We start from the raw sequence: 25191 nt of genomic DNA on the forward strand, positions 1-25191 counted from the left end.
TCACCCGAACTTCAGCCGCTCGACACCGACGAGGCGGTTGAAGAGCCAGTAGAACACCAGAACCCCGACGAGGAGGATCGTCGCCAACGCCAGCGCCAGGCGCAGCTGCGACAGCGATCCCGTCATCCGGTCCGCGATGAGGTTGGAAATGAACACGCCGGATTCGCCGCCGACCAGCGCCGGGGTGATGTAGTAGCCGATCGCCAGGATGAAGACGAGCAGCACCCCCGCCGCGAGCCCCGGAATGGTGAGCGGGAAATAGACCGTGAGATGCGCCCGCAGCGGCGTCGCCCCCATCGAGCGCGCCGCCCGGGTGAGGCTCGGTGGAATGGTCTTCATCACCGAATAGAGCGGCAGGATCATGAACGGCAGCAGGATGTGCGTCATCGCCACGATGGTGCCGATGCGGTTGTAGATCATCCGGATGCGGCCGTCGTCGTCCACGATGTGCAGGAAGACCAAGAGCTCGTTCACCACGCCGTTTTGCTGCAACAGCACGATCCAGGCGGAGGTGCGCACCAAGAGCGACGTCCAGAACGGCAACAGCACCAGGATCATCAACAGGTTGGCGCTCTTCAGCGGCAGCGTGGCGAGAAGGTGGGCCACCGGATAGCCGAGCAGGATGGTGAGGAAGGTGATGAGCGCGCTCATCCACGCCGTCTGCCAGAAGATCGCGCGATAGACCTGCATCGACGGCGGCCGGGCGACGACCTCGCCGTCCTGATTGTACTCGAAGTCGAGCGCGCGCAGGTAATAGGCGGGCGTCAGCGTGCGCGTCTCGCGCTTGATCAGGCGCCAGATCCGCTGCTCCCCCCAATCGTCGTCGTCGGCGATCAGCGCCTCCTTGAAGGGAGCCTGCAGGTCCTCGGCGGCGCGCATCGAGCCCATCATGGTGGACCGGGCGCCCGGAAGCTCGGCATTGAGCCGCGCCGCCACGCGGCCGATGGTGGAGCGCCCGCCGGCATTGAGATCCTTCACCATCGCGGCGAACACCGCCTCGCCAGGGAGCCCCTCCCCGTCCCAATCCTCGATGGCCTCGGTGGTGTTGGGCAGATAGCCGGCGATCTCGGGGTTCATCACCGAGCGGGTCATCATCTGCACGATGGGGATGGTGTAGGTGAAGAGGAGGAACAGGAAGAGCGGCGCGACGAGGAGCATCGCGTTGCGTCGGGCTCGCCTGTTGGCCCTGCGCAGCGCCACCTTGAGCGGCTGGCCGTCCGCCGTGGTGAGGGGCGCGGCCCCCGTGCCGGCAGCCCGGCCGGATGGGATGTTACCAGCCGTCGCGGCGGTATCGGTCATGCTGCGTCCCCCGCTCTGTCCCGCAGTGTGTGCGTCGTTCCGGCGCCGGGCCGCCGCGGCCTCGTCGAGGCGATGGGCGTCCTGGCGGGAGGGTGGCGGCCGGCCACGAGCCGACCGCCGAAGAAGCGGCGGCCGCCGGCCGCCCGCTCAGGTCCTCAGGAGGACAGCCAGGCGTTGAAGCGCTCTTCCAGCGCATCGCCGTAGTCCGCCCAGAACTCGGTGTCGAACTGGATGGCGTTCTTGAAGTTCTCCGGCGTGGTCGGCATGTGCGGCTTCATGTCGATGTCGGTCTCGACCATCTTGCCGCCCTCCTCCTTCCAGAAGTTACCGACGAGATCCACCGACGACTTCCGCGCCGGGGCATAGGAGATGTACTTCGCCTGATCGGCGAGACGCTGCGTGTCGGTGGCGAAGTTGAGGTATTCCTTGATCGCGTCCTCGTCGCCGGTATCGACCGGAACCACCCAGCCGTCGACCTCGAACATCTGGCCGTCCCACATGATCTCGAAGGGCTGGCCCTCGTTGACCGCGGCGTTGAAGATGCGGCCGTTGTAGGCGGTGGCGATCGTCACCTCACCGTCGGCGAGGAGCTGCGGCGGCTGCGCGCCGGCATCCCACCAGATCAGGTGATCCTTGATCGAATCGAGCTTGGCGAAGGCACGATCCTGGCCTTCCTTGGTGGCGAGCACGTCGTAGACCTCGTCGGAGGGCACGCCGTCGGCGATCAGCGCCCACTCGAGGTTCTTCTGCGGGATCTTCTCCAGCGCCCGGGTGCCGGGGAACTTCTCGAGGTCCCACACGTCGGCGATGGTCTGCGGGCCGCCATCGGGGAAGGCGTCCGTGTTGTAGGCGAACATGGTGGCGTAGAGGATCTGCGGCACGAAGCAGTCCCCGAGGGTGCCGTCGATGAAATCCTCGGTGGGCGGGGTGCCGTCCGGCGCCGGGGCGAGCCACTCGTCGTGAGGGATCTCGACGAGAAGCCCCTCGTCGCACGCACGCTGAGCGTCCGCCTGCAGCATGTCGACGAGGTCCCAGCTCACATTGCCGGCCTCGACCTGGCTGCGGATGCCGGCGAGCGCCTGGTTCGACTTGTCCTCGTGAAGGATCTCGACGCCGGTCTTCTCGGTGTAGGGCTCGTCATAAGCCTTCAGCTGGCTCATGGAGTAGGCGCCGCCCCAGGACACGATCGTCAGCGTGTCCTGAGCCATCGCCGCGCTCAGCGCGACCACGGAAATTGTGGTGCCCAATGCGATTTGCTTCAGCAAAACTCGTCTCCCTCTTATGTGCCGGCTCGGGACCGGCAATGTGGCGATCGCGGCCGCGGGGGCCGCGGCATGACATCTCAGCGCAGCTCAGCCCGCGATCGGGTCAAGTGCGTGACAGTCGGCGGTGCGCCAGCCCACCGTCACGGCCTGGCCCTCCGTCAGGCCTTCGCTCAGGCCATGGTTGGGGACCTTCACGATGAACTGGTCGTTGCCAGCCACCGTGAGCCTCGCACGGATCGTCTCGCCGAGATAGATGAGCTCCTCGATGCGGCCATCGAGGCGATTGTCGACGGCCGCGTCGCCGATGAAGACGCGCTCCGGCCGCAGGGACAGCGTCGTGCGCGATCCCTTGCCGTCGATGTTCACCGCTTTGGCGGTGACCGTGACGCCGGTGTCGAGGGTCACCTGGCAGGTGCCGTTGGAAACCTCGGTGACGCTGCCGCTGAGCTTGTTGTTCTCACCGATGAACTGCGCCACGAACGAGTTCTTGGGGTCTTCGTAGAGCTCCTCGGGCGGGGAGAGCTGCTGGATCACCCCGTCGTTGAACACGGCGACGCGGTCCGACATCGTCAGCGCCTCGGTCTGGTCGTGGGTGACGTAGACCACCGTCACGCCCAGATTCTCGTGGATGTGCTTGATCTCGTACTGCATCTGCTCGCGCAGCTGCTTGTCGAGAGCGCCGAGCGGCTCGTCCATCAGAACGAGGTTGGGCTCGAACACCAGGCTGCGGGCGACCGCCACGCGCTGCTGCTGACCGCCGGAGAGCTGCGCCGGGCGCCGCCCCCCGAAGCCCGACAGCTCCACCATGGCGAGCGCCCGGTCCACGCGGTCCTTGATCTCCGCCTTGGACTTGCCGCGCACCTTGAGCGGATAGGCGAGGTTCTCGCCGACCGTCATGTGCGGGAAGAGCGCATAGTTCTGGAACACCATGCCGATGCCGCGCTTGTGGGGCGGCAACTGACTGATCTCGCGATCGTCCAGATAGATCGCGCCGTGGGTTGGCGGCTCGAACCCGGCGAGCATCATCAGACAGGTGGTCTTACCGGACCCCGAAGGGCCCAGCATCGTTAGGAATTCGCCCTCGGCAATGTCGAGGTTCAGGTCCTTAACGACGAGTGTTTCCCCGTCGTAGCTCTTCTGGACGCCGTCGAACTTCACGGCGGCGCCGACGGATTGTGTGCTGCCCTGTGCCAGTTGGCTGCTCCCGCGCTGTGACTGCCTGTAAATACGGCATGCCTGTGGGGCGGGCGTCAAGGGCCGCTTCTATGTCGTTTGACGATCCGGCTAAATAGACTGGGGGGCGGCGACTAGGACGATTGTCACGCGTCCTCGGCCGCGCGCTCGGCTTTCTTGCGCTCGTGCGGGTCGAGATGGACCTTGCGCAGGCGAATATTCTGCGGCGTCACCTCGACCAATTCGTGATCGGTGATGTAAGACAGAGCCCGCTCCAAACTCATCCTGACCGGCGGCGTCAACTTCACCGCATCGTCTTTGCCGGCGGAGCGGATGTTGGTGAGCTGCTTGCCCTTCAGAACGTTCACCTCGAGGTCGTTGCCGCGGGTGTGCTCGCCGACGATCATCCCCCGGTACACCTTGACGCCGGGATCGATGAACATCGGCCCGCGATCCTCCAGATTGAACATCGCGTAGGCGACCGCGTCGCCGTCCCCGTTGGAGATGAGGACGCCCGTGTGCCGCACCGGGATCGGGCCCTTGTGGGGGACATATTCGAGGAACACGCGGTTCATGATGCCGGTGCCGCGGGTGTCGGACAGCAGCTCACCCTGGTAGCCGATGAGGCCGCGCGTGGGCGCATGCAGCACGATGCGGGTCCGCCCGGCGCCGGAAGGAATCATTTCCACCAGATCGGCCTTGCGCTCCGACAGCGTGGCGATGATCGTGCCGGTGTGCTCGTCGTCGACGTCGATGGTCACCTCTTCGACCGGCTCCAGGACGTTGCCCGCGTCGTCGCGCTGGAACACCACGCGGGGCCGCGACACGCCGATCTCGAAGCCCTCGCGCCGCATCGTCTCGATGAGGATGCCGAGCTGGAGCTCGCCGCGGCCGGCGACCTCGTAGGCCTCGCCCCCCTCGGTCTCCGTCACGCGCAGCGCCACGTTGCCCTCCGCCTCGCGCAACAGGCGGTCGCGGATGACGCGCGACTGCACCTTGTCGCCCTCAGTGCCGGCGAGCGGCGAATCGTTGACGCGGAAGGTCATGGCGAGCGTCGGCGGGTCGATCGGCTGGGCCGGAATCGCCTCGCTCACCGACGGGGCGCAGATGGTGTCGGCGACGGTGCCCTTCAAAAGGCCGGCGACGGCGACGATGTCACCGGCGCGCCCCTCCTCGATGGGGCTGCGCTCCAGGCCGCGGAAGGCGAGCACCCTGGAGATCCGCCCGTTCTCGACGAAGGAACCGTCGCGCGACAGCACCTTCACCGTCTGGTTCGGCTTCACCGTGCCGGAGGTGATGCGGCCGGTGAGGATGCGGCCCAGGAAGGGATCGGCCTCGATGGTGGTGGCGAGCATGCGGAAGTCGCCCTCCTGCACCCGCGGCTTCGGCACGTGGGCGACGATGAGGTCGAGGAGCGGGCCCATCGAATCGGAGGAGCCGAGCTCGGGCGAAAGGCTCATCCAGCCGTTCTTCGCCGAGCCGTAGACCACCGGAAAGTCGAGCTGCTCGTCGTCCGCGCCGAGCGCATCGAAAAGATCGAACACCATATCGACCACCTCGGAGTGGCGCTCCTCGGGCTTGTCGATCTTGTTGATGGCGACGATGGGCTTCAGCCCCATCTTGAGCGCCTTGCCGACCACGAACTTCGTCTGCGGCATCGGCCCCTCGGCGGCGTCGACGAGCACCACGGCGCCGTCCACCATGTTGAGGATGCGCTCGACCTCACCGCCGAAGTCGGCGTGTCCGGGCGTGTCGACGATGTTGATGCGGGTGGGCGCGGTCGCCTCGCTCTGCCACTCGATGGAGGTGACCTTGGCGAGGATGGTGATGCCGCGCTCCTTCTCGAGCGCGTTGGAGTCCATCACCCGCTCGGCGACACGCTGATTTTCGCGAAACGCACCGGACTGCCGCAACAGCACGTCGATGAGAGTGGTCTTGCCGTGGTCGACGTGCGCAATAATCGCAACATTGCGCAGCGCGCGGGGAGCTGTGGTCATGGTTCGGCTTTCAACACGGGTGGTGCACTGCGATCCAGCCGACGCGACCAAGGACGCGCCGACGACGCGTCAGCCCGGCGAACATCGTGACTCCTGACCGACATCGCAAGCATCGGCAGCGACGCTCGAACAGCGTCCGGACCTACCGAGCATCCGAATAGTCAGGCATCCGCCGGGGGGTTGCGCGCAGCTTCCCCATGGCACGGAAACATTATCCGCACCAGCCCATTGTCGAATACCTGATCATCACCGCGCTGCGGCGAGACGATCGTGCTTGGCCCGGCCGATCCTCGGGGCCGTGCCCCGGCGGATCATATCACTACAAGTCGACCGATAAAGCGTCCGGCGCCGTGACAAAGGATAATGTCCCATCGGCGTCAAGGAAGAACGAATGCGGCAGGTGGGTGCTGCTGTCATCGGCTCTATAGGCGGCTCGATAGTCGGCGACAAAGCGCTCGGCAAACTCCCGCGTCTTGTCGTCTCGAAGAATGTGGGTGTCTTTACGCTCGATGTCGGCGGCAAGCGTCACCTGCAGCCCTTGCGCCACCGTCGACGCAATGGCGTCCGCGTCCATCTGCTCGTAGTCGACGACGAGATAGCCGGCGCCTTTGGGCCACGCCGACATGATGTCGAAGAGCTGCTGCTCTTCGTTGCCGAGCCGCACAATTTCCTCCGAAATTCGTGCGAAGTCGTACGTCCACGCCTGGCTCTTATCGGCGTACTCTTCGCGCCGCCCCTCCGAAAACAGATGATAGTGCTGCGTCGACTTTGCTCGATCGCGCGACAGCGCCTGCATCAGCTTGTTGCGACGCAACAGGTAGATCTTGAACGCGCCGCCGGCGAACTGCTCCAACAGCGCCCACTCTGCTGGCGTTAGGAGGCGCTTCAGGTCGCGCAGGAAGTGGGAAATGATCTTGGTACCGAAGACGTCATTCTTGCGCGCGACACGTGCCAAGGTCGGCAGGAAGTAGGTGAAATCCATCCCACCCACGCGGGCGTCGCCACGGACCCGCAGAAGGTCGATGACCGCCGGCCGGATGTGCTCCCGCGGCGCCCCGATGCCGCGCGTCTCGAGCTCGCGGGCCAGAAACTGACTGCCCGACCGCGGCGTGCAGAGAATGACGAAGTTCTTCCCCTTCGACAGATCCTCAACGCCTTCGTCGAGGCTCCCGCGCCCGATGACGTCTTGCTCGGACACCATCATCGGGCAGATGTCGTTCACGACGCCGTAGATTTCTGGGAAAATACCTTTGATTTTGAGGATTTGGCGCAGCTGACGCTTCATTGCGATCTCGTCGCCAATCGTCGCCACGAAATACGGGCCCGCAAGGGGCGTCGGAAAACCGGAGTTGGTCAACAACCGGCTGCTGATGAGGCGGGCCCCTTCGCGTGTCTGCAGGCGACGCACGGCGTCGAGCACCGCATCATCGGCAACGATAGCGCAGGGCTTGCGCAGCGCCGCAAGACGATCAAGCACCTTGAACGGCGCCAACAGCGACAAATAGTATTCTAAGTTGTTCTGTTCGCCGTTTGCGGCGGAATACGTCCACGTCTCCATCACAGAAGTGCCTTGAGTGGATCCTCCAACGACATCGCAGCATCCACGTGCATCGATGGTGACGGATAATAGATATTTCGAGCGCGGCTGGCGCCGGCGAAATAAACCTCGACGGGTTCGCCGGTGTGCCGATCAATTAGAGGCTGCGGAAGCCCTCGTTGGCTGACGCATGTCGCATATGCATCGAAATGTCCCATCACCCTCTCGATCATTTCAGTGGAAACCAAGTGGGGGAACTCCCCCATCAATTCCTGGAAGGAGCCACCTTTCGGCTCAAAATCGGTCGACCGTTCCGAGAACCAGAACAGGATTGTCTTTGTTTGAATGGCGTGCGCCAATTGAATCATTGACTTGACCCAATTCTCCTGCGTCTCGCGTACCAGATCGAGCGCAGCCTCGCCGCCCTTTTCCTTGCGATACCACTCATACGCTGGTCCATCCGTCATGCGCTTGTTGTCGAACCGCCGACGCAGCACATTGCGGCCCATCAAGCTCTCGAACACGCTATTCGAAACCGATCGTCCAGACATGACCTGCACGACCACCACCTTGCAGTTGGACAGCAGTGACAAGAGCACCTTGTTGTTCAGGTAAAAATCCGGCCCTGCACCTGCATAACCGAGGTTGAGGACGTCTCGGGAAAGCATTGAGCCGACCAGTGTCGGAAACGGGACACGAGCAAAGCGGCCAAACGTCTGGGCAGCACCGATGAAGCCAATCAACTCCTTCGAGTAAAGCCGTGCAGGCAGCGGCCCGCGAAACGCATGTCCGGCCAACATCACTTGCTGGTAGTCAATGATCCGCCTGTCCGTCTCTTGGTAGGGTCCAACCAACCCGGTCTCGAGATGAGAGGAGCCGAACAAAGGCGGAAGCGCGGCAGGAGTTCCGTTGGTCAACGTCGCTTCCGTTCAATCTACACGTGGCTGGCGGGCCACCACACCGATAAGCCGAATCATATTCACGATCCAGCGCATCACATCAATCGGGCCCAGCGGAGAAGACACACTCCTCCAGATCATCATCACCCGCTTTCGGGCCACAGCGGCGCACGCGGTCCGAAGCATCGCAATCTGCTCCGCCTCCCTTGCGCGGCCGGCACTAGGACAATGGAGCAGCCAGAACCTCCTCGCCGCCCTCGAGCGCCGCGTCAAGCATGATGGGCATCGGCGATAGGAGTTCGCCGGAGAATAGGCGTGCCAACGCGGCCCGCGGTTCCGCCGACGCGGCCTCGTCCTGCACCGCGGCCTTGCACAGGTAGGCAGCCCCTGCGGTCACGGCAAATGCACGCAGAAACGGGGTCGCCGCGGCCAGCACACGCTCGGTGTGGCCTTCGGCGAGCATGTGCCGTATCCGCGCCGCGGCCGCATCCACCGCGCCGACCGCCGCATCAAGCCGAGCAGCGACGTCGGTGAGCCGGATCGCATTGGTGCCGCGCGCCGCCGCCGCCACCTCGCGCAGCTCGTCGAGATAGGCGGCGAGCACCGCGCCGTCCTGCAGCGTGATCTTCCGCCGTACGAGGTCGATCGCCTGGATTCCGTTGGTGCCCTCGTAGATCGCGAACACGCGGGCATCGCGCAGATGCTGCGCCGCGCCCGTCTCCTCCACGTAGCCCATGCCGCCGTGCACCTGGATGCCGAGATTGGCCACCTCGATCCCCACCTCCGTCGCGAAGGCCTTGGCGATCGGCGTCAGGAGATCGGCCCGCGCCTTCCAGAACGCGGCGTCCGCCATGCCGGGGCGGCCGCGATCGATGGCGACGGCGCAGGCGTAGCAGATCGCCCGCGCCGCCTGCGTCAGCGCCTTCATCGTCAACAGCATGCGCCGCACGTCGGGGTGCAGGATGATCGGCGCGTCGCGGACCTCGCCGGCATGCCCCTGGCGGCGCTCCGCGGCGTAGGCGAGCGCCTGCTGGGTCGCCCGCTCGGCGACGGCGGCGCCCTGCATGCCCACCTGGACGCGGGCGTTGTTCATCATCGTGAACATCGCCCTGAGGCCGGCGTGCGGCACGCCCACGAGATAGCCGATCGCCCCCTCCCCCTTCGCCCCGAAGGCCATGGTGCAGGTGGGCGAGGCGTGCAGGCCGAGCTTCCGCTCCACCCCGACGCAGGCGACGTCGTTGCGCGCGCCCAGCGACCCGTCGGCCTCGACGAGATATTTCGGCACCAGGAACAGCGAGATGCCGCGCGTGCCGGCCGGCGCGTCGGGCAGGCGCGCGAGCACCAGGTGCACGATGTTGTCGGTAAGATCGTGGTCGCCGTAGCTGATGAAGATCTTCTGGCCGAACAGGCGATAGTGGTCCCCCTCCGGCTCGGCGCGGGTGCGGATGCCGGCGAGGTCGGAGCCCGCCTGCGGCTCGGTGAGGTTCATGGTGCCGGTCCATGCGCCGGAGACGAGCTTGGGCAGGTAGATCGCCTTCAGCGCGTCGGAGGCGTGCGCCTGCAGCGCCTCCACCGCCCCGACCGTCAGGATCGGGTTCAGCGCGAAGGCGGCGTTCGCCTGGTTCCAGATGTCGGTCGCGGCGACCTGCAGCGCCATCGGCAGCGCGTGCCCGCCCCACTCCTCCTCGCCGGTGAGGCTGCTCCAGCCGGCCTCGACCCAGGCGGCGTAGGCTTTGCGCCAGCCGGGCGCGGCGACCACGCCGTCCTCGCGCAGCTCCGCGTGGTGCGCGTCGCCCACCCGGTTGAGCGGCGCCAGCACGTCCTCGGCGAAGCGCCCCGCCTCGGACAGGATCGCACGCGTGTCGTCGGCATCGAGCGCGCCCGCCGCCCCCGCCTCCCGCGCCTCGGCGAGGCCCGCGACGCGCTCCAGCACGAAGGCCATTTCCTCCACGGCCGCGGTGTACGACATGCCCCACCCCTTTATTTTTCCAGCTATCGTATCTAGCGCTGTGTAGATGGTGCCGACCAGCCCCTCTCCCGCGCTCCCCCTGCGCATCGATGCCGCGCCCCTCGAGGCCGCGCGGGAGGCGGCGGTGCGCCTCATCGCGGCGGGCGGGCTCGTCGCCCTTCCCTCCGAGACCGTCTATGGCCTGTGCGCCGACGCCCGCTCCGACACGGCCGTCGCCCGCCTCTATGCGGCGAAGGGGCGGCCCTCCACCAACCCCCTCATCGTGCACGTGGCCGACCTCGCGGGCGCCGAGGCGGTCGCCGCGTTCACCGAGCCGGCGCGGCGCCTCGCGGCGGCGTTCTGGCCGGGGCCGCTCACCATCGTGCTGCCGCGCCGGGCGGAGGGGGGGATCTCCGACGCCGCCTGCGCCGGCGGACCGACCATCGCCGTGCGGGTGCCCGAGCCCGCCCTCTTCCGCGCCGTCGCCGGCGACGTCGGCGCGGTGGTGGCGCCGAGCGCCAACCGCTCCGGCCGCGTCTCGGCCACCTCGGCGGACGCGGTGGTGGAGGAGCTCGACGGGCGCATCGATCTCGTCGTCGACGGCGGGCCGAGCCCCATCGGCGTCGAATCCACCGTGATCGACATGACCGGCGCGCCGCGCCTCCTGCGCCCGGGGGCGATTGCGGAAGACGCGCTGAGCGCCGTCGTCGGCCCGCTCGCCGGCGCGACGGTTGGAGCCGCGAGCGATGCCGGGCCGACCGGCCCGCTCCGCTCGCCCGGCCTCCTCGCCTCCCACTACGCCCCCCGCGCGCGGCTGCGTCTCGACGTCGCCGCCGACGAGGTGCGGCCGGACGAGGCCTGGCTCGCCCTCGGCGAGGCGACGAGCCCGGCCCGGCCCGAGTGGACCTATCGCCTCTCCCCCTCGTCGGATCTCCGCGAGGCCGCGCGGCGGCTCTATCACGGGCTACGCGCCCTCGACGCCACGGGTGCCGCGGTGATCGCCGTCTCCCCCATCCCCGCGATCGGCATCGGGGCGGCGATCCGCGACCGGCTCGGTCGCGCCGCCGCACCGCGGCCTGCCCCCTCCGAGCTCTCCACAGAACCGCAGAAGGCGACCCGATGACGCTGATCTTCACCGACCCCGTGTTCGCCCTTCACGAGACCCCGCGCGGCCATCCGGAGCGGCCCGAGCGCATGGCGGCGGTGGACCGCGCCCTCGCGACGGGGCCGCTCGCCGACCTGCCCCGCCGCTCCTTCGAGCCCGCCCCCTACGAGGCGATCGCCGCCTGCCACCCGTCGAGCTATATCGACCGGCTCGAAGCGCTGATCCCGGAGGCGGGCCTCGTCGCCGTCGACGCCGACACCTCCGTCGGCCCCCACTCCATGATCGCCGCGCGCCTCGGCTCCGGCGCGAGCCTCGCCGCCGTCGACGCGGTGATGGGGGCGGAAACGCCGAACGCCTTCGTCGCGGCCCGCCCGCCCGGCCATCACGCCGAGCGCACCCGCGCCATGGGCTTCTGCCTCATCAACCACGTGGCGATCGCCGCACGTCACGCTCAGGCGAAACACGGCGCCAAGCGCGTCGCGATCGTCGATTTCGACGTCCACCACGGCAACGGCACGCAGGACATCTTTCAGGACGACGGCAGCGTCCTCTACGTGTCGACCCACCAGAGCCCGCACTATCCGGGCACCGGCGCGGCGAGCGAGCGCGGCGTCGGCAACATCGTCAACCTGCCGCTGCCCGCCGGCACCGACGGTCCTCACTATCGCGCCGTGTTCGAGGGCGAGGTGATGCGCGCGGTGGCGGCCTTCGGCCCCGACCTCGTGATCCTCTCCGCCGGCTTCGACGCCCATGCCGAAGACCCGCTCGGCGACCTCCTGCTGGTGGAGGACGATTTTGTGTGGATCACCCGCAAGATGATGGACTACGCCGCCGAGCACTGCGCGAGCCGCCTCGTGTCGTGCCTCGAAGGTGGCTACAGTCTCGGCGCGCTGGAACGCTCCGTCGTCGCGCACGTGACCGCCCTCGCCAACGCCTGAAGGAGACCGGCATGACCGATGAGACCCCCCGGCCCGCCGCGCCCCCCGTGGAGAACCTGTCGTTCGAGGCGGCGATGGGCGAGCTCGAGACGATCGTCGACAAGCTCGAGAAGGGCAACGTCCCGCTCGAGGAATCCATCGCCTTCTACGAGCGCGGCGAGGCGCTGAAGGAGCGCTGCGACACGCTTCTGAAGAACGCCGAGATGCGGGTGGAGAAGGTTCGCCTCAAGGCCGATGGCGCCCCGTCGGGCACCATGCCGCTCGACGGCGACGAGGACGTCCCCTTCTAGCCCCCGCCCCGCCGTTTGCGACCGCCGCGACCCGGCGGGCCGCGCATGGGGATCGGCGCCACGCTCGCGCAAGGCGATGCGGCCGCTCAACTCGCCTTCGCCCAGGCGAGACGGCAGGACGATCGGGCGATCCGCGGCCCCCTGAAGCGGGCGCGCCGGCCCGAACGCCAGCGTCATGCCAGCCGAGCGGACTTTGCGCTCGACAAGCGATCCCGATCCGGCGTACGGCCCGCCCCCAAGACAGGTCTTCCGATGGCGGGGGCAGGGATATGACGACCCAGTCGGTGAGCTTGAGAAGCGCCCTGTCGCCGGTCGCCGCGCTGCTCATCGGCACCGCGCTCCTCTATCTCGGCTACGGCCTCCAGGCGACGCTCGTCCCCTTGCGCGCGGACTCGGAAGGCTTCTCGCGCGTCATCATCGGCATTCTCGGCGCCACCTATTATGCGGGCTTCGTGGCGGGATGCCTGTTCGCCCCGTTCGTGATCCTGCGCTCCGGCCATATCCGCGCCTTCGCCGCCATGGTGTCGTGCGTGTCGGCCGCCGTCCTCGCCTTCCCCCTCGTCGTCGGCGAGATCGAGTGGGTGCTGTTCCGCTTCACCATCGGCTTCTGCATCTCCGGCATCCTCGTCGTCGTGGAGAGCTGGCTCAACGACAAGGCCACCAACGAAACCCGCGGCATCGTGATGAGCACCTACGTCATCATCACCTATCTCACGATCACCGCCGGTCAGCTCGGCGTCGCCACGCGTCCGCTCGACGGCTTCGGCCTGTTCTCGCTCTGCTCCATCGCCCTATCGCTCGCCGCCGTGCCGGTGGCGTTGACGCGCTCCACTCAGCCCGCGCCGATCCCGGTGGTGCGCTTCAACCTGCGCACCCTCGTCAGCGTCGCCCCCGCGGCCTTCGCCGGCGCCTTCGCCAACGGCGTCATGATGGGCTCGCTCTATTCGCTCGGCGCCATCTACGCGATCGACACCGGCTTCACCGCCAACGAAGCGGCGTTCTTCGTCTCCGCGGCGGTGCTCGGCGGCGCGGTGGGGCAGTACCCGATCGGCCGCATGTCGGACTTCGTCGACCGCCGCATCGTCCTCCTCGTCGCCGTGATGGTGACGGCGGGCTTCTGCCTCTTCCTCGTCTTCGGCGAGGCGATGCCGCAATGGATGCTCCTCGCCTTCGGCTTCGGCATCGGCTCCGTCCTCCTGCCGAGCTACTCGCTCGCCGCCGCCCACGCCTACGACTGGGCCGACAGCGAGCAGCTGGTGGAGACGAGCGCCGGCCTGATCCTCCTCTATGGCATCGGCTCCACCATCGGTCCGATCCTCGCCTCGATCGTGATGGTGGTCGTGGGTCCCGGCGGCCTGTTCCTGGTGATCGGCATCACGGCGGCCTCCCTCGCCGCCTTCATCGGCCTACGCATCGTCTCCCGCTCGCGGCCGGACGAGGAGATGCGCACCGACTTCGACATCTTCTCCACCGCTCCCGTCGGCAACGTGATCACCCCCGAGCCGCTCGACGAGAGCAACCCGCTGGTGGAAACGCCCGAGCTCTGGAGCCCGCTCCCCGCCGAAGGCACCGAGAGCGAAGGCACCGAGAACGAGGGCGACAGCACGGCGGCCACTGACGAGGGTGTGACGACCGACCCCCTTCCTTCCGACGACGGCGCGTCCGATATCGACGGCAATCGCATCAAGGAGGGGTCATGAAGGTCGCCAGAATCATTCTTTGGGCGCTGGTCCTCGTCGTCGCGGCGGTCGTCGCCGGCGTCTATGTAGGCCGCGTGCTCGTGGCCGATCCCAACCTCGAGGCGAGCTCCTCCGTCGGCGCCGCGATGATCCGCTCCCGATACGACGAGGCCGGCGGCCCGTTCACCCTCGTCGGGCTCGACGGGAAGACCGTCACCGAGGCCGACCTCGAGGGCAAGCCGCGGGCGATGTTCTTCGGCTTCACCCACTGTCCCGACGTCTGCCCCACGGCGATGCTCGACGCGAGCCGCTGGCTCGACGCGCTCGGCGAGGACGCCGACAAGATCAACATCGTCTTCGTCAGCGTCGATCCGGAGCGCGACCGGCCGGAGAACCTCAAGACCTATCTCGGCGCCTTCGACGAGCGCATCATCGGCCTCACCGCAGAGGACGAGGACACCATCCGCGACGTCGCCGACCGCTATCACGTCCGCTTCGAAAAGGTGCCGATGTCCAACGGGAGCTACACGATGAACCACACATCGGATACGCTGCTGTTCGACGCCGACGGGGACTATGCCGGCTTCATCCCCTTCATCGCCCCGAACATCCGCCAGAACGACAAGGCGGCGGCGGCGCAGGAGCAGAAGGCGATCGACACGCTGAAGGCGCTCATCGCCTCGTAGTGGTGGGAGGCACAAACGCCCATGAACGCGATCACGGCCGGCTCGATCTCGCTCGCCGTCTTCCTCCTCGCCCTCGCCGGGGCGCTGTGGACGGAGACGGGCGGCGCCCTGTTCGCCGCCATGGTCGAGGCGGGCTATGTCCTGTGCCAGTGAGCGATGCGGCTTGATCACTACCTCGTCGCCGAGGGTCTCTGCCGCAGCCGCAGTCAGGCCAAGGAGGCGATCCAGCGCGGCGCGGTGACGGTGAACGGCGTACCGGCCCGTTCCGCCGGCCAGCGCGTCGCCCCGGACGCCGAGGTGATCGCCGAGGCGACGCGCTTCGTCGGCCGCGGCGCGCACAAGCTGATCGCCGCGCTCGACCATTTCGCCATCGATCCAGCCGGGCGCGACGCCATCGACATCGGCGCGTCCACCGGCGGCTTCACCGAGGTGCTGCTCGAGCGCGGCGCCGCCCGCGTCATCGCCCTCGACGTCGGCCGCGATCAGCTCGCCCCCTCGCTCGCCGCCGATCCCCGGGTGATCGTGATGGAGGGCGTCAACGCGCGCCACCTCGGCGCGGGCGACCTCCCCTTCGCCCCCTCCCTCATGGTGATGGACGTGAGCTTCATCTCGCTGACCCTCGTGCTGCCGACGACCCTGCCGCTCCTCGCCGCACCGGCCGACGTCGTCGCTCTGGTGAAGCCGCAGTTCGAGGTGGGGAAGGCGCATGTGGGAAAGGGTGGCGTGGTGCGCGACGCCGCCGCCACGGAGGCCGCCCTCGCCCGTGTGGCAGCGACCTTCGCCGTGGCCGGCTATCGCGCCGCGCCGCCGATCCCGTCCCCCTTCACCGGCAGCGACGGCAACACCGAATATCTGATGGCGGCCCGATGTCCGATGGCAGCTCAGGCGTGAGCGATCTCGCCCGCGGCCTCGCCGTCTGCCCGCTCTATGGCCGCTGCGGCGGCTGCAACCGCCTCCATCTCGACGAGGCCGACTATGTCGCCGCCAAGGAGGAGAGCGTGCGGGCGGCCTTCGCCGAGCGCGGCCTCGCTCCGCCGCTCGCCCCGCTCCGCCGTGCCCCCCTCGCGAGCCGGCGGCGGGCGACCTTCACCGCGCTCGCCGGCAAGACCGGTGTCGTGGTGGGCTACCAGGCTGCCCGCTCGCACGAGGTGGTCGACGTCGACCGCTGCCCGGCCCTCGCGCCCCCTCTCGCGGCGGCGCTGCCGGCAATCCGCGCCCTTGCCACCGCCGCCGCGGGAAGCGCCGGGCGCGCCCGCCTCACCGCCACGGCCTGCGCCAACGGCATCGACGTCGCGATCACCACCCCGCCGGCGCCGAAGCCCCGCGGCCGGCGCAAACCCAAACCCGCCCGCCGTCCGCCGCCCGCGCCGATCACCGACGATCCCGGCATCATCCGCCTCACCCTCGACGGCGACATCGGCTTCGTCCGCGAGCCGCCGACGATGCGCTTCGACGGGGTGACGATCCCGTTTCCGGCGGCCGCCTTCATCCAGGCGAGCGCCGAGGGCGAGGCGCATCTGGTGTCCCTCGTCACGGAGGCGGCCGCCGGGGCGGAGAACCTCCTCGACGCCTTCTGCGGCCTCGGCACCTTCGCCGTGCCCCTCACCCGGTTCGCCAAGGTGCGGGCGGTGGAGGCCGACGGGACCGCTCTCGCCGCCCTCACCGAGGGGATAAGCCATGCTGCGGGCCGCCGGCCGCTTACCACCGAGCGGCGCAATCTCTTCCATCACCCGCTCTCGACCGCCGAGCTCGCGGCCTTCGACACGGTGGTGTTCGACCCGCCGCGCGCCGGCGCCGAGGCCTTCGCGAGGGCGCTCGCGACGGCGCCCGTTCCGACCGTCATCGCCGTGTCATGCGCACCGTCCACCTTGGCGCGCGACGCCGAGATTCTCATCTCCGGCGGATATGAGATTATCGCAGCGTCCCCAGTGGACCAGTTCGTCGGAAGCGACCATATCGAGTGCGTGGCCGTGTTGAGGAAGACACCGTGAGCCCCGTGGGACGCCTCGCCCTCAAGACCCGCTTCGGCATGACGCAGGCCGCCCGGGTCGGTTGGTACGCCGCGCAGAGCGCCGCCGGGCGCCGCCTCGCCGCAGAGGTGGGCAAGACGCTGCCGCCGGTCGACCCGCCGGTGATCGAAGCGCCCGCCGGCGTGCCGAAGCGCCCGGCCCTCCTCAAGCACGTTCGCCGCCTGCTCGCCCGCGACCTCGCCAACGTCGAGGCCGGCCTCTACCCTTTCCCCCGCGACGAGCCGGGCGGCCTCGCCGGCCTCCTCACCCGCCGCAACCTCTATCTGAAGGACCTGCCCGAGGTGGTGCGCCGCCGCGCGACGGGTGCCCATCAGGAAGTGGAGCGCGACGGGCTCGCCCGCCCGCGCTACTACGCCCAGAACTTCCACTTCCAGACCGACGGCTGGCTCTCCGACCATTCGGCCGCGCTCTACGAGACGCAGGTCGAGACCCTCTTCCTTGGCGCGGCCGCCGCCATGCGGCGCCAGGCCCTCGTGCCGATCGCCGAGATGGTGCGCGCCCGCGACCAGCGCCAGCTCAGGATGCTCGATGTGGCGACCGGCGCCGGCGCCTTCCTGCGCGACGTGCGGCGTGCCTTCCCGCGCCTGCCGGTGATCGCGAGCGACCTGTCGGAGCCCTACCTCGCCCACGCGCGAGCCGGTCGCGGTGAGCCGGCCGTCGCCGCCGCGGCCGAGGCGCTGCCCTTCGCCGACGGCGCCTTCGACATCGTCACCAACATCTACCTGTTCCACGAGCTGCCGCCGAAGGTGCGGCCACTGGTGGCGGCGGAGCTCGCCCGCGTGCTCGCCCCCGAGGGTCGCCTCGTCATCGTCGACAGCCTGCAGACCGGCGACACGCCTGAGCTCGACGGGCTGCTGGAGCTCTTCCCCCAGCTCTTTCACGAACCCTATTATCGATCCTACTTGACCCTCGATATGGAAGGCGTATGTGCGAGCGTCGGGTTGGAGCTCGAGGCCGCGTGGCCCGCCTTCGTATCGAAGATCTTCGTCTTCCGAAAACGGATGCCGTCATAGAATGACCGCGTTCCGTGCTGCCCGACGCCGTCTCCCCATCGTAAACGCTGCCGCCGCGCCCGGCGGACGAGGCCTACATGAAGTCTCTGACCACTCACGCGCGTAAAATCGTGGTGATGACGGCGGCGGCCGTCTGCATCGTGCTGGGTCTTCTCACCGTCTGGACACCGCTACCGACGGGCATTCCGCTGCTCGCGATCGGCATCGTGCTCCTCGCCACGGTGTCGGCCACGGCACGGCGCCTCCTGAAGCGCAGCCGCGGGCGCTGGCGGGTGCTCGACACCGGCATGGTGATGGTGGAAAGCCGCACCGGCCGCCAGCTGTCGACGATGCTGAAGCGCACCCGCCCGCTCAGCCGCAAGGCCGAGGCGAAGGCGGCGATGCGCGCGGCGGAAGCGGCGCTGCGCAACGCGGCCTCCAGCAAGAACTGACGCCCTCGCCCGAGAACCAGCGGCGCGGCGCGGATCGCTCTTCGCAGCGCGAGGACCGGCTCGTCGTTTGACGGCCGATCGGCTTTCGGCGCAAAAGCGTTCGAAAAAGTTCGAGGAGCACTCATGTCCGAAGGCAAGAAGCCTGGCTTCAACACCCTCGCCATCCACGCCGGCGCCCAGCCCGACCCCACCACCGGTGCGCGCGCCACGCCGATCTATCAGACGACGTCGTTCGTGTTCGACGATGTGGACCACGCCGCTTCGCTGTTCGGCCTGCAGGCGTTCGGCAACATCTACACCCGCATCACCAACCCCACCACGGCCGTGCTCGAAGAGCGCATGGCGGCGCTCGAAGGCGGCACCGCGGCCCTCGCCGTCGCCTCCGGTCACGCCGCTCAGCTCATCGCGCTCCACGCGCTGATGCGGCCGGGCGACGAGATCGTCGCCGCCAACAAGCTCTATGGTGGCTCCATCAACCAATTCACCCACAGCTTCAAGAGCTTCGGCTGGGAGGTGAAGTGGGTGGACGCCGACGATCCCGCCGCCTTCGCCGCCGCCGTCACCGACAAGACGCGGGCGATCTTCTGCGAATCCATCGCCAACCCCGGCGGCGTCATCACCGACATCGCCGCCATCGCCAAGGTGGCGAAGAACGCCAACGTGCCGCTCATCGTCGACAACACGATGGCGACCCCCTACCTCATCCGCCCGTTCGAGCACGGCGCCGACATCGTGGTGCACTCGGCCACCAAGTTCCTCGGCGGGCACGGCAACTCCATCGCCGGCGTGATCGTCGACGGCGGCTCCTTCGACTGGGCCGGCGACGCGCGCTACCCGATGCTGTCGGCGCCGCGGGCCGAGTATCAGTCGATGGTGCTCGCCGAGACGTTCGGCAACTTCGCCTTCGCCATCGCCTGCCGCGTGCTCGGCCTGCGCGATCTGGGCCCGGCGCTGTCGCCGATGAACGCCTTCCTCGTGCTCACCGGCATCGAGACGCTGGCGCTGCGGATGCAACGCCACTGCGACAACGCCCAGAAGGTGGCCGAGTATCTCGCCGGCCATCCCAAGGTGTCGTGGGTGAGCTACCCGGGCCTCGCCTCGGACCGCTACCACGCCCTGCACCAGACCTACTGCCCGAAGGGTGCCGGGGCGGTGTTCACCTTCGGCCTCGCCGGCGGCTACGACGCGGGCGTCTCGCTGGTCTCCAAGCTGAAGCTCTTCTCCCACCTCGCCAATATCGGCGACACGCGCAGCCTGGTGATCCACCCCGCCTCCACCACCCACCGCCAGCTCAGCGACGAGCAGAAGGTGGCAGCGGGCGCCGGACCCGACGTGGTGCGCCTCTCCGTCGGCATCGAGGACGTGGAGGACATCATCGCCGACCTCGAGCAGGGTCTCGCCTGAGCTCCAAATGAGCCTCGACCGCGGTCCGCTTCAGCGGGCGGGCTGCGGCACGCCCTGGGCGAGGACGGCGCCGGCGGGCGCGACGCGCGTCGCGTGCACCACGCTCGCCCACAGGATCACGGCCGCCGCGAGCTGATGCGACGCGGCGAGCGGCAGCGGCACGTGGTGCATCACCACGCCGATGCCGATCGCGACCTGGACGAGGACGAGCGCCACCAGCGCCAGCGCCCGTCCCGCCACCGCCCCGCCGCGCGCCGCGAAGGCGTGCCAGACCACGAACAGCGTGATGAGATAGGCGACGATGCGGTGATCGAACTGCACCGTCAGCGGGTTCTCGAAGAGGTTGATCCAGCCGGGGGCGTGGGTGAGGAGACCATCGGGCACCAGCTTGCCGAGCATCAGCGGCCAGGTGTCGGAGGCGAGCCCCGCGTCGAGCCCCGCGACTAGCGCGCCGAGGGCGATCTGGAAGAGGATGAGGAACGGCAATAGGCGCGCGCCGCGCCGCACCGCGGGCGTCGTCTCCACCGTGCCGGCGCGGCCCGACAGGCGCACCGACAGCCACACCGCGAGCGAGAGGATGACGCAGGCGAGCGTCATGTGGACGGCGAGGCGATACTGGCTGACGTCGACCCGCTCGGCGAGGCCCGAGGTGACCATCCACCACCCGACGGCTCCCTGCAGCCCGCCGAGGAGGAGAAGGACCACGGCCCACGGCTTGAACCAGCCCGGCAGGCGGCCAGCGATCCAGAAGATCACCATGGGCACGGCGAACACGAGGCCGATGGAGCGCGCGATGAGCCGGTGCGCCCACTCCCACCAGAAGATCGACTGGAACTCGGCCATCGACATGCCGCGATTGACCAACTGATATTCCGGGATCTGCCGATAGAGCTCCAGCGCCCGCTCCCACGCCGCATGGGTGAGCGGAGGGATGACGCCCATGATGGGCTGCCACTCGGTGATCGAGAGCCCGGAATCGGTGAGGCGGGTGGCACCGCCCACCACGAGCGTCGCGACCACGAAAGCCGCGACGATCCGCAACCACCAGACGATGAGCGTGTTACGAGCCATAATCCTCACGAGCCTACCGCACCGGGGCACCGCCGCGCCATGAGGCCGCCACGGCAAGGCGCCGCCCGGATCGCGCGCCTGCCCCGCAAGCGCCGATGGAGGAGGCCGGGATAGCCCATCGCGCCGCCGATGGCGAGGCTTCGCACCGTCGCACCGCGCCGCTCCCGTCCGACCGCGCCGCCGGGACGCCGGCGCCCGGCCTCGGCGGTCTCAGCGCGGCACGGTGATCCGGGCGGCCAGCGCTTCGGCGACGGCGCTGACGGTGGCGTGGATCGGGCCGGAGGGCAGGCTCGGGAACACCGAGGCGTCGCAGACGAAGAGGTTCGTGGTGCCCTTCACCCTGAGGTCCGCGTCGACCACGCCCTCGCGCCCCATGGCACAGGTGCCGGCGGGATGGTGGTGGGTGATGAGCGCGCGACCGACGAAATCGTCGACGTCGTCGGCGCGCGTGACGGCGGGGCCGGGAAGCACCTCCTCGGCCACCCAGTCGGCGAGCGGCGGCGTCGCCGCGAGGGTGCGGGCGTAGGCGAGCGCATCGCGCATCCCCGCCCGGTCGGCGGGGTCGCCGAGATAGTTCGGGTCGATCACCGGCGCGTCCTCGAGGTGCGGGCCGCCCGGGCGGAGGCGGCCGCGGCTGCGCGGATGGGTGATGCCGAAGAGCAGCGTGAACGCCTCGCCCGGCGGCGGCGCGGCAAGGCCCGGCGCGGGGGCCGGCACCACCACGGTCGCCGCCACCACGTCCGGCGCGCCTTCGTCCCCCCACGGCGCCGTCCTCTTGGCATAGAGCAGCGCCTCGGAGTGCTGCAGCCGCGAGGGCGCGACGGGACGGCGCGTGCGGTAGATGTTGCCGGCGCCGAAATAGTGATCGGCGAGGTTGTCGCCGACGCCGGCTCGCAGGAGACGCGGCGCAAGGCCGGCCTCGGCGAGCACCTCCCCCGCACCGATCCCGGAGCGCATCAGGAGGAGCGGACTGTCGATCGCTCCGGCGGCGACGACGATGGTCGGCGCCTCGACGAGGCACGGCCGACCGCTCCCGCGCACCCTGAGCCCGGTGGCGGCGAGTGCCCCGTCGGTGCCGGCCTCGGCGAGGACGATCGTTTCGACGCTCGCGCCGGTGAGGATCGTGAGGTTCGCCCGACCGTCCGTCGGCAGATAGGCGTCGGCGACGGTGATCCGCCTGCCGCCGCCGATCAGCAGCGTGTTCGCCGTCGCGCCCACCAGACGGCCGGTGTTGTGGGAGGCAAGGCGCGGCAGGCCGAGCGCTTCGGCCGCGGCGACGGCGTCCGCCGCCAGCGGATGCAGCCGCCGCGGGTCGGGCGCGAGCGGCGCCGCGCTCCCCTCGGCGCGGGCCTTCGCCGCGGCGTAGCGTCGATCGACCCTTTCGAAGAACGGGCGCAGCGCGGCGAAGCTCCAGTCCTCACGCGCGACCGCCGACCAATGGTCGAAGTCGGCCGGATGACCCCACACATGGGCCATGGCGTGAACGAGGGTGGAGCCGCCGAGGCCTCGCCCGCGCGGCCAGGGGTGGACCCTCCCCGCGGTGAAGCGCTGCGGCAGGGTGCGATAGGCGTAGTCGTAGGGTTTGTTCTCGAGGCGCGGCCAGGCGAGCGGGTCGCGCATGTCGGGATCGTCGACCTCGCCGCCGGCCTCGACCAGGACCACCCGCCGCCCCGCCTCCTCCGACAGGCGTGAGGCGAGGACGCAGCCCGCCGCTCCCGCGCCGACGATGGCGACGTCGGCCTCGATCCTCTCCATGCCGCCCTAGCGCGGCGACATGCGCGCCATGATCTTCTCATGGACGCTGGCGAGGTGGCGGCGCATGGCGGCTTCGGCCGCCTCGGGGTTGCGGTCGGCGATCGCCTCGGCGATCTCGCGATGCTCCGCGTCGCGCGCGCGCAGCCGATTGGGGCACTTCGGCGCATTGTTGCCCGGCGCGATCCGCCCGTCGCAGCTCACCTGGCGCAGGAGGCCGTAGAGCTCGGCGCCGAGGCGGTTGCGCGAGGCGGCGGCGATCGCGCGGTGGAAGGCGACATCGGTGCTCGCCGCGTCCGCCGGCGTCGCCGTCTTCGCCCACGACAGGATCGTCGCGATCTCCCGCGGCGAGGCGCGGAAGGCGGCCTGGCGGGCAAAGCCAGGCTCCAGCAGCATCCGCAGCTCGACCACCTCGATCGGGTTCGAGTAGGCGACCATGTCCTCGGCGGTGCGGGCGAACTCGCCGTTCGGCCGGCCGATCTTGGCCGGGCCCAGCTCGCCGCGCTCGCGCAGCAGCGCCAGCGCCTGGCGCACCCGGTAGCGCTTGACGCCGAGCTCGGCGGCCAGCACGCGCTCGGCCGGCAGGTCCCCCTTCTCCGCCCGCATATGGCTCAGGGTCTCGGCAATGACGCTGATGTCCGGGTCCTCGCCCGACAATCCCCCGTCGGCCGCCTGCGGCATGGTGTCAGCCTCGAACGGCGTGGCCGTGTCGGAACGAGCGACGGTCGATCTCGCGCCTGCGTCTTCCATTGTGCCCTCCGCAGCGAAAAGTGCCGCTCTTCTTTTTCAATCTCACCAGCACGCGCAAGGGTGCACCCGCCGACACTGTCACTTCCTTACGACCGATCGCCGGGGCAACCCAAAATAGTCCATTCGCAACACGGTTGACAACATTGGTCGAATAATGGTCGCCTAGTCGCCGTCGCGGAGGGTGAGCGTGTGGCGAACGAGGAGCGGATTACGGCCGACTACGTGATCGTCGGCGCCGGTTCGGCGGGCTGCACCCTCGCCTACCGCCTCTCCGAGGATCCGTCGGTCGAGGTGGTGGTGCTCGAGGCCGGCGAGTGGGACCGCGACCCGCTGATCCACATCCCCATCGGCTGGGTGCGGATCCTGCAGCAGCGCAAGCACGACTGGATGTATTTCTGCGAGCCCGAGGCCGCCGTCGACGGGCGCGGCATCGAGTGCGCCCGTGGCAAGGTGGTGGGCGGCAGCTCGTCCACCAACGCCATGGCGTGGGTGCGCGGCAACCGTCGCGATTTCGACGACTGGGCCGCCGCCGGCCTCGCCGGCTGGGGCTACGAGGACACCCTGCCCTATTTCAAGCGTCACGAGCGCTGGGAGGGGGGCGAGAGCGCGCTGCGGGGCGGCTCGGGCCCCATCGGGGTGAAGAATTGCGCCTACGAAGATCCGCTGCTCGACGCCTTCAAGGCCGCCGGCGCCGCCGCCGGCCACCCTTGGACCGACGACTATAACGGCGCCGTGCAAGACGGGTTCGCCACGCTGCAGATGAACATCGCCGGCGGTCACCGCGCCTCCCACGCCACCCACTGCCTGCGACCGGCGCTGAAGCGGGCGAACTGCCGCCTCCTCACCGGCGCCCAGGTGACCTCGGTGGACTTCGACGGCACGACGGCGACGGGCGTCACCTTCCGGCACCGCGGCACCGAGAAGGTGGCGGTGGCGGCGCGCGAGGTGATCCTCGCCGGCGGCGTCATCAACACGCCGCAGCTCCTGATGCTCGCCGGCATCGGCGATCCCGAGGCGCTCGGCCGGCACGGCATCGCGACGCGGGTGCCGCTCCCCGGCGTCGGCGCCAACCTGCAGGACCACCTGTCCTCCGTGGTGATGGTCGCCCGCCGCGAGCCCGGCCCCTTCCACCGGATGATGCGGGTCGACCGCATCGCCGGCGCCGTCGCCAGCGCCTACCTCCTCGGCAAGGGCTTCGCGACGGAGGTTCCGGGCGGCGTGGTGGCGTTCCTGAAGAGCAGTGTCGCCACCGACCGGCCCGACATTCAGGTCATGCTGACCGCGGCGCCGATCACCGCCGAACCCTATCTGGAGCCGTTCAAGAAGCCGTTCCAGGACGCCTTCGCCTTGCGCGTGGTGACGATCCAGCCGGAGGGGCGCGGCACGGTCGCCCTCGCCTCCGCCGACCCGCTGGCGAAGCCGCTGATCCGGCAGAACTTCCTGTCGACCGAGCGCGACCGGCGGGCGATCGTCGACGGGGTGAAGATGATGAAGGACATCCTCGCCGAGGCGCCGATGGCCCCGTTCGTGGGGCGGGAGCTCGCGCCCGGAGCGGATGCGAGCGAGGCGGACATTCTCGCCCACGTGCGGGCGAGCGCCATCACGCTGCACCACCCCTGCGGCACCGCGGCGATGGGCGGCGACGGCGATCCGATGGCCGTCCTCGACGGCGCGCTGCGGGTGCGCGGCGTCGACCGGCTGCGCGTGGTCGACGGCGCCGCCATGCCGCGCATCACCTGCGGCAACATCAACGCCCCGATCACCATGATGGCGGAGAAGGCGGCGGACCTCATCCGCGCCGCGGCCACGGCCGAGGCGACGGTCGCCAGCGCCGCCCCCGTCGCCGCATGAGTGCGGCCGAACGCTGGGCGCCGTGCCTCGCGCCGAACCGGACGAGATACTGCGCAACCATGTGCGATATTTT

At 69.2% G+C, this 25191-nt stretch carries 22 protein-coding genes; 12 read left to right on the forward strand and 10 right to left on the reverse strand.

Annotated elements, in window-relative coordinates; all coding sequences use genetic code 11:
• The 7 genes from JCR33_RS04255 to JCR33_RS04285 form a co-directional block, all read right to left on the reverse strand.
• Positions 1-1299 (reverse strand): ABC transporter permease subunit, encoded by a 1299-nt coding sequence (locus tag JCR33_RS04255; RefSeq protein WP_198880794.1) that lies wholly within the window; start codon positions 1297-1299, stop codon positions 1-3.
• A gap of 155 nt (positions 1300-1454) precedes the next feature.
• Positions 1455-2564, reverse strand: coding sequence for an ABC transporter substrate-binding protein (locus JCR33_RS04260; RefSeq protein WP_232372256.1), 1110 nt, complete (start codon positions 2562-2564; stop codon positions 1455-1457).
• 87 nt (positions 2565-2651) lie between these two features.
• A complete protein-coding gene (locus JCR33_RS04265) occupies positions 2652-3722 on the reverse strand; it encodes an ABC transporter ATP-binding protein (protein WP_198880795.1) in 1071 nt (356 codons plus the stop codon).
• A 161-nt stretch (positions 3723-3883) separates the two neighbouring features.
• Positions 3884-5734 carry a translational GTPase TypA gene (gene typA / locus JCR33_RS04270; protein WP_198880796.1) on the reverse strand — a complete coding sequence of 617 codons (1851 nt, stop codon included), beginning with the start codon at positions 5732-5734 and terminating at the stop codon, positions 3884-3886.
• 319 nt (positions 5735-6053) lie between these two features.
• Positions 6054-7292: a Stf0 family sulfotransferase gene (locus tag JCR33_RS04275; protein ID WP_198880797.1), complete on the reverse strand. Its 1239-nt coding sequence runs from the start codon at positions 7290-7292 to the stop codon at positions 6054-6056.
• A complete protein-coding gene (locus JCR33_RS04280) occupies positions 7292-8188 on the reverse strand; it encodes a DUF6473 family protein (protein ID WP_198880798.1) in 897 nt (298 codons plus the stop codon). Before JCR33_RS04280 ends, JCR33_RS04275 begins: the two co-directional genes overlap by 1 nt.
• 202 nt (positions 8189-8390) lie before the next feature.
• A complete protein-coding gene (locus JCR33_RS04285; protein ID WP_198880799.1) occupies positions 8391-10139 on the reverse strand; it encodes an acyl-CoA dehydrogenase family protein in 1749 nt (582 codons plus the stop codon).
• 46 nt (positions 10140-10185) lie between these two features.
• Here JCR33_RS04285 and JCR33_RS04290 point away from each other — a divergent pair, with 46 nt between their 5' ends.
• The 11 genes from JCR33_RS04290 (at position 10186) to JCR33_RS04335 (ending at position 19694) form a co-directional block, all read left to right on the forward strand.
• The gene (locus JCR33_RS04290) at positions 10186-11241 is read left to right on the forward strand and encodes an L-threonylcarbamoyladenylate synthase (protein WP_198880800.1); all 1056 of its coding nucleotides are present in this window, start codon (positions 10186-10188) and stop codon (positions 11239-11241) included.
• A complete protein-coding gene (locus JCR33_RS04295) occupies positions 11238-12161 on the forward strand; it encodes a histone deacetylase family protein (protein ID WP_198880801.1) in 924 nt (307 codons plus the stop codon). Before JCR33_RS04290 ends, JCR33_RS04295 begins: the two co-directional genes overlap by 4 nt.
• 11 nt (positions 12162-12172) lie before the next feature.
• Positions 12173-12451, forward strand: a complete 279-nt coding sequence (locus JCR33_RS04300) for an exodeoxyribonuclease VII small subunit (protein ID WP_198880802.1) — start codon at positions 12173-12175, stop codon at positions 12449-12451.
• Between the two features lie 284 nt (positions 12452-12735).
• Positions 12736-14151 carry an MFS transporter gene (locus tag JCR33_RS04305; protein ID WP_211110065.1) on the forward strand — a complete coding sequence of 472 codons (1416 nt, stop codon included), beginning with the start codon at positions 12736-12738 and terminating at the stop codon, positions 14149-14151.
• Entirely contained in the window at positions 14148-14816 is a 669-nt protein-coding gene (locus tag JCR33_RS04310; RefSeq protein WP_198880804.1) for an SCO family protein, read from the forward strand. The genes JCR33_RS04305 and JCR33_RS04310 overlap by 4 nt, the downstream gene beginning before the upstream one ends.
• Positions 14817-14837: 21 nt before the next feature.
• Positions 14838-14969 (forward strand): hypothetical protein, encoded by a 132-nt coding sequence (locus JCR33_RS25215; protein WP_269751136.1) that lies wholly within the window; start codon positions 14838-14840, stop codon positions 14967-14969.
• Between the two features lie 3 nt (positions 14970-14972).
• Entirely contained in the window at positions 14973-15707 is a 735-nt protein-coding gene (locus JCR33_RS04315) for a TlyA family RNA methyltransferase (RefSeq protein ID WP_198880805.1), read from the forward strand.
• Positions 15704-16807, forward strand: coding sequence for a class I SAM-dependent RNA methyltransferase (locus tag JCR33_RS25455; protein WP_198880806.1), 1104 nt, complete (start codon positions 15704-15706; stop codon positions 16805-16807). Before JCR33_RS04315 ends, JCR33_RS25455 begins: the two co-directional genes overlap by 4 nt.
• Positions 16804-17859, forward strand: a complete 1056-nt coding sequence (locus JCR33_RS04325; RefSeq protein WP_332461118.1) for a class I SAM-dependent methyltransferase — start codon at positions 16804-16806, stop codon at positions 17857-17859. The genes JCR33_RS25455 and JCR33_RS04325 overlap by 4 nt, the downstream gene beginning before the upstream one ends.
• Positions 17860-17936: 77 nt before the next feature.
• The gene (locus tag JCR33_RS04330) at positions 17937-18290 is read left to right on the forward strand and encodes a hypothetical protein (RefSeq protein WP_198880807.1); all 354 of its coding nucleotides are present in this window, start codon (positions 17937-17939) and stop codon (positions 18288-18290) included.
• Between the two features lie 123 nt (positions 18291-18413).
• A complete protein-coding gene (locus JCR33_RS04335) occupies positions 18414-19694 on the forward strand; it encodes an O-acetylhomoserine aminocarboxypropyltransferase (protein WP_198880808.1) in 1281 nt (426 codons plus the stop codon).
• Between the two features lie 30 nt (positions 19695-19724).
• On the opposite strand, the gene JCR33_RS04340 is transcribed toward JCR33_RS04335, so the two are convergent.
• The 3 genes from JCR33_RS04340 to JCR33_RS04350 form a co-directional block, all read right to left on the reverse strand.
• Positions 19725-20765: a COX15/CtaA family protein gene (locus tag JCR33_RS04340; protein WP_198880809.1), complete on the reverse strand. Its 1041-nt coding sequence runs from the start codon at positions 20763-20765 to the stop codon at positions 19725-19727.
• Between the two features lie 210 nt (positions 20766-20975).
• Positions 20976-22520 carry a GMC family oxidoreductase gene (locus JCR33_RS04345; protein ID WP_198880810.1) on the reverse strand — a complete coding sequence of 515 codons (1545 nt, stop codon included), beginning with the start codon at positions 22518-22520 and terminating at the stop codon, positions 20976-20978.
• Positions 22521-22526: 6 nt separating this feature from the next.
• Positions 22527-23267, reverse strand: a complete 741-nt coding sequence (locus tag JCR33_RS04350) for a FadR/GntR family transcriptional regulator (protein ID WP_198880811.1) — start codon at positions 23265-23267, stop codon at positions 22527-22529.
• Between the two features lie 189 nt (positions 23268-23456).
• Between JCR33_RS04350 and JCR33_RS04355 the strand changes: the two genes are divergently transcribed.
• Positions 23457-25118 (forward strand): GMC family oxidoreductase, encoded by a 1662-nt coding sequence (locus JCR33_RS04355; protein WP_198880812.1) that lies wholly within the window; start codon positions 23457-23459, stop codon positions 25116-25118.
• The last annotated feature ends 73 nt before the right edge of the window (positions 25119-25191 follow it).

Origin of the sequence: Acuticoccus mangrovi (genome assembly GCF_016411865.1) — a bacterium.
Taxonomy (GTDB): domain Bacteria; phylum Pseudomonadota; class Alphaproteobacteria; order Rhizobiales; family Amorphaceae; genus Acuticoccus; species Acuticoccus mangrovi.

Coding starts and splice junctions, on each gene's coding strand:
- JCR33_RS04255 (WP_198880794.1), bottom strand. CDS start 1,299: ATGACCGATACCGCCGCGACGGCTGGTAACATCCCATCCGGCCGGGCT.
- typA (WP_198880796.1), bottom strand. CDS start 5,734: ATGACCACAGCTCCCCGCGCGCTGCGCAATGTTGCGATTATTGCGCAC.
- JCR33_RS04275 (WP_198880797.1), bottom strand. CDS start 7,292: ATGGAGACGTGGACGTATTCCGCCGCAAACGGCGAACAGAACAACTTA.
- JCR33_RS04285 (WP_198880799.1), bottom strand. CDS start 10,139: ATGTCGTACACCGCGGCCGTGGAGGAAATGGCCTTCGTGCTGGAGCGC.
- JCR33_RS04290 (WP_198880800.1), top strand. CDS start 10,186: ATGGTGCCGACCAGCCCCTCTCCCGCGCTCCCCCTGCGCATCGATGCC.
- JCR33_RS04295 (WP_198880801.1), top strand. CDS start 11,238: ATGACGCTGATCTTCACCGACCCCGTGTTCGCCCTTCACGAGACCCCG.
- JCR33_RS04300 (WP_198880802.1), top strand. CDS start 12,173: ATGACCGATGAGACCCCCCGGCCCGCCGCGCCCCCCGTGGAGAACCTG.
- JCR33_RS04310 (WP_198880804.1), top strand. CDS start 14,148: ATGAAGGTCGCCAGAATCATTCTTTGGGCGCTGGTCCTCGTCGTCGCG.
- JCR33_RS25215 (WP_269751136.1), top strand. CDS start 14,838: ATGAACGCGATCACGGCCGGCTCGATCTCGCTCGCCGTCTTCCTCCTC.
- JCR33_RS04315 (WP_198880805.1), top strand. CDS start 14,973: ATGCGGCTTGATCACTACCTCGTCGCCGAGGGTCTCTGCCGCAGCCGC.
- JCR33_RS04330 (WP_198880807.1), top strand. CDS start 17,937: ATGAAGTCTCTGACCACTCACGCGCGTAAAATCGTGGTGATGACGGCG.
- JCR33_RS04335 (WP_198880808.1), top strand. CDS start 18,414: ATGTCCGAAGGCAAGAAGCCTGGCTTCAACACCCTCGCCATCCACGCC.
- JCR33_RS04340 (WP_198880809.1), bottom strand. CDS start 20,765: ATGGCTCGTAACACGCTCATCGTCTGGTGGTTGCGGATCGTCGCGGCT.
- JCR33_RS04345 (WP_198880810.1), bottom strand. CDS start 22,520: ATGGAGAGGATCGAGGCCGACGTCGCCATCGTCGGCGCGGGAGCGGCG.
- JCR33_RS04350 (WP_198880811.1), bottom strand. CDS start 23,267: ATGGAAGACGCAGGCGCGAGATCGACCGTCGCTCGTTCCGACACGGCC.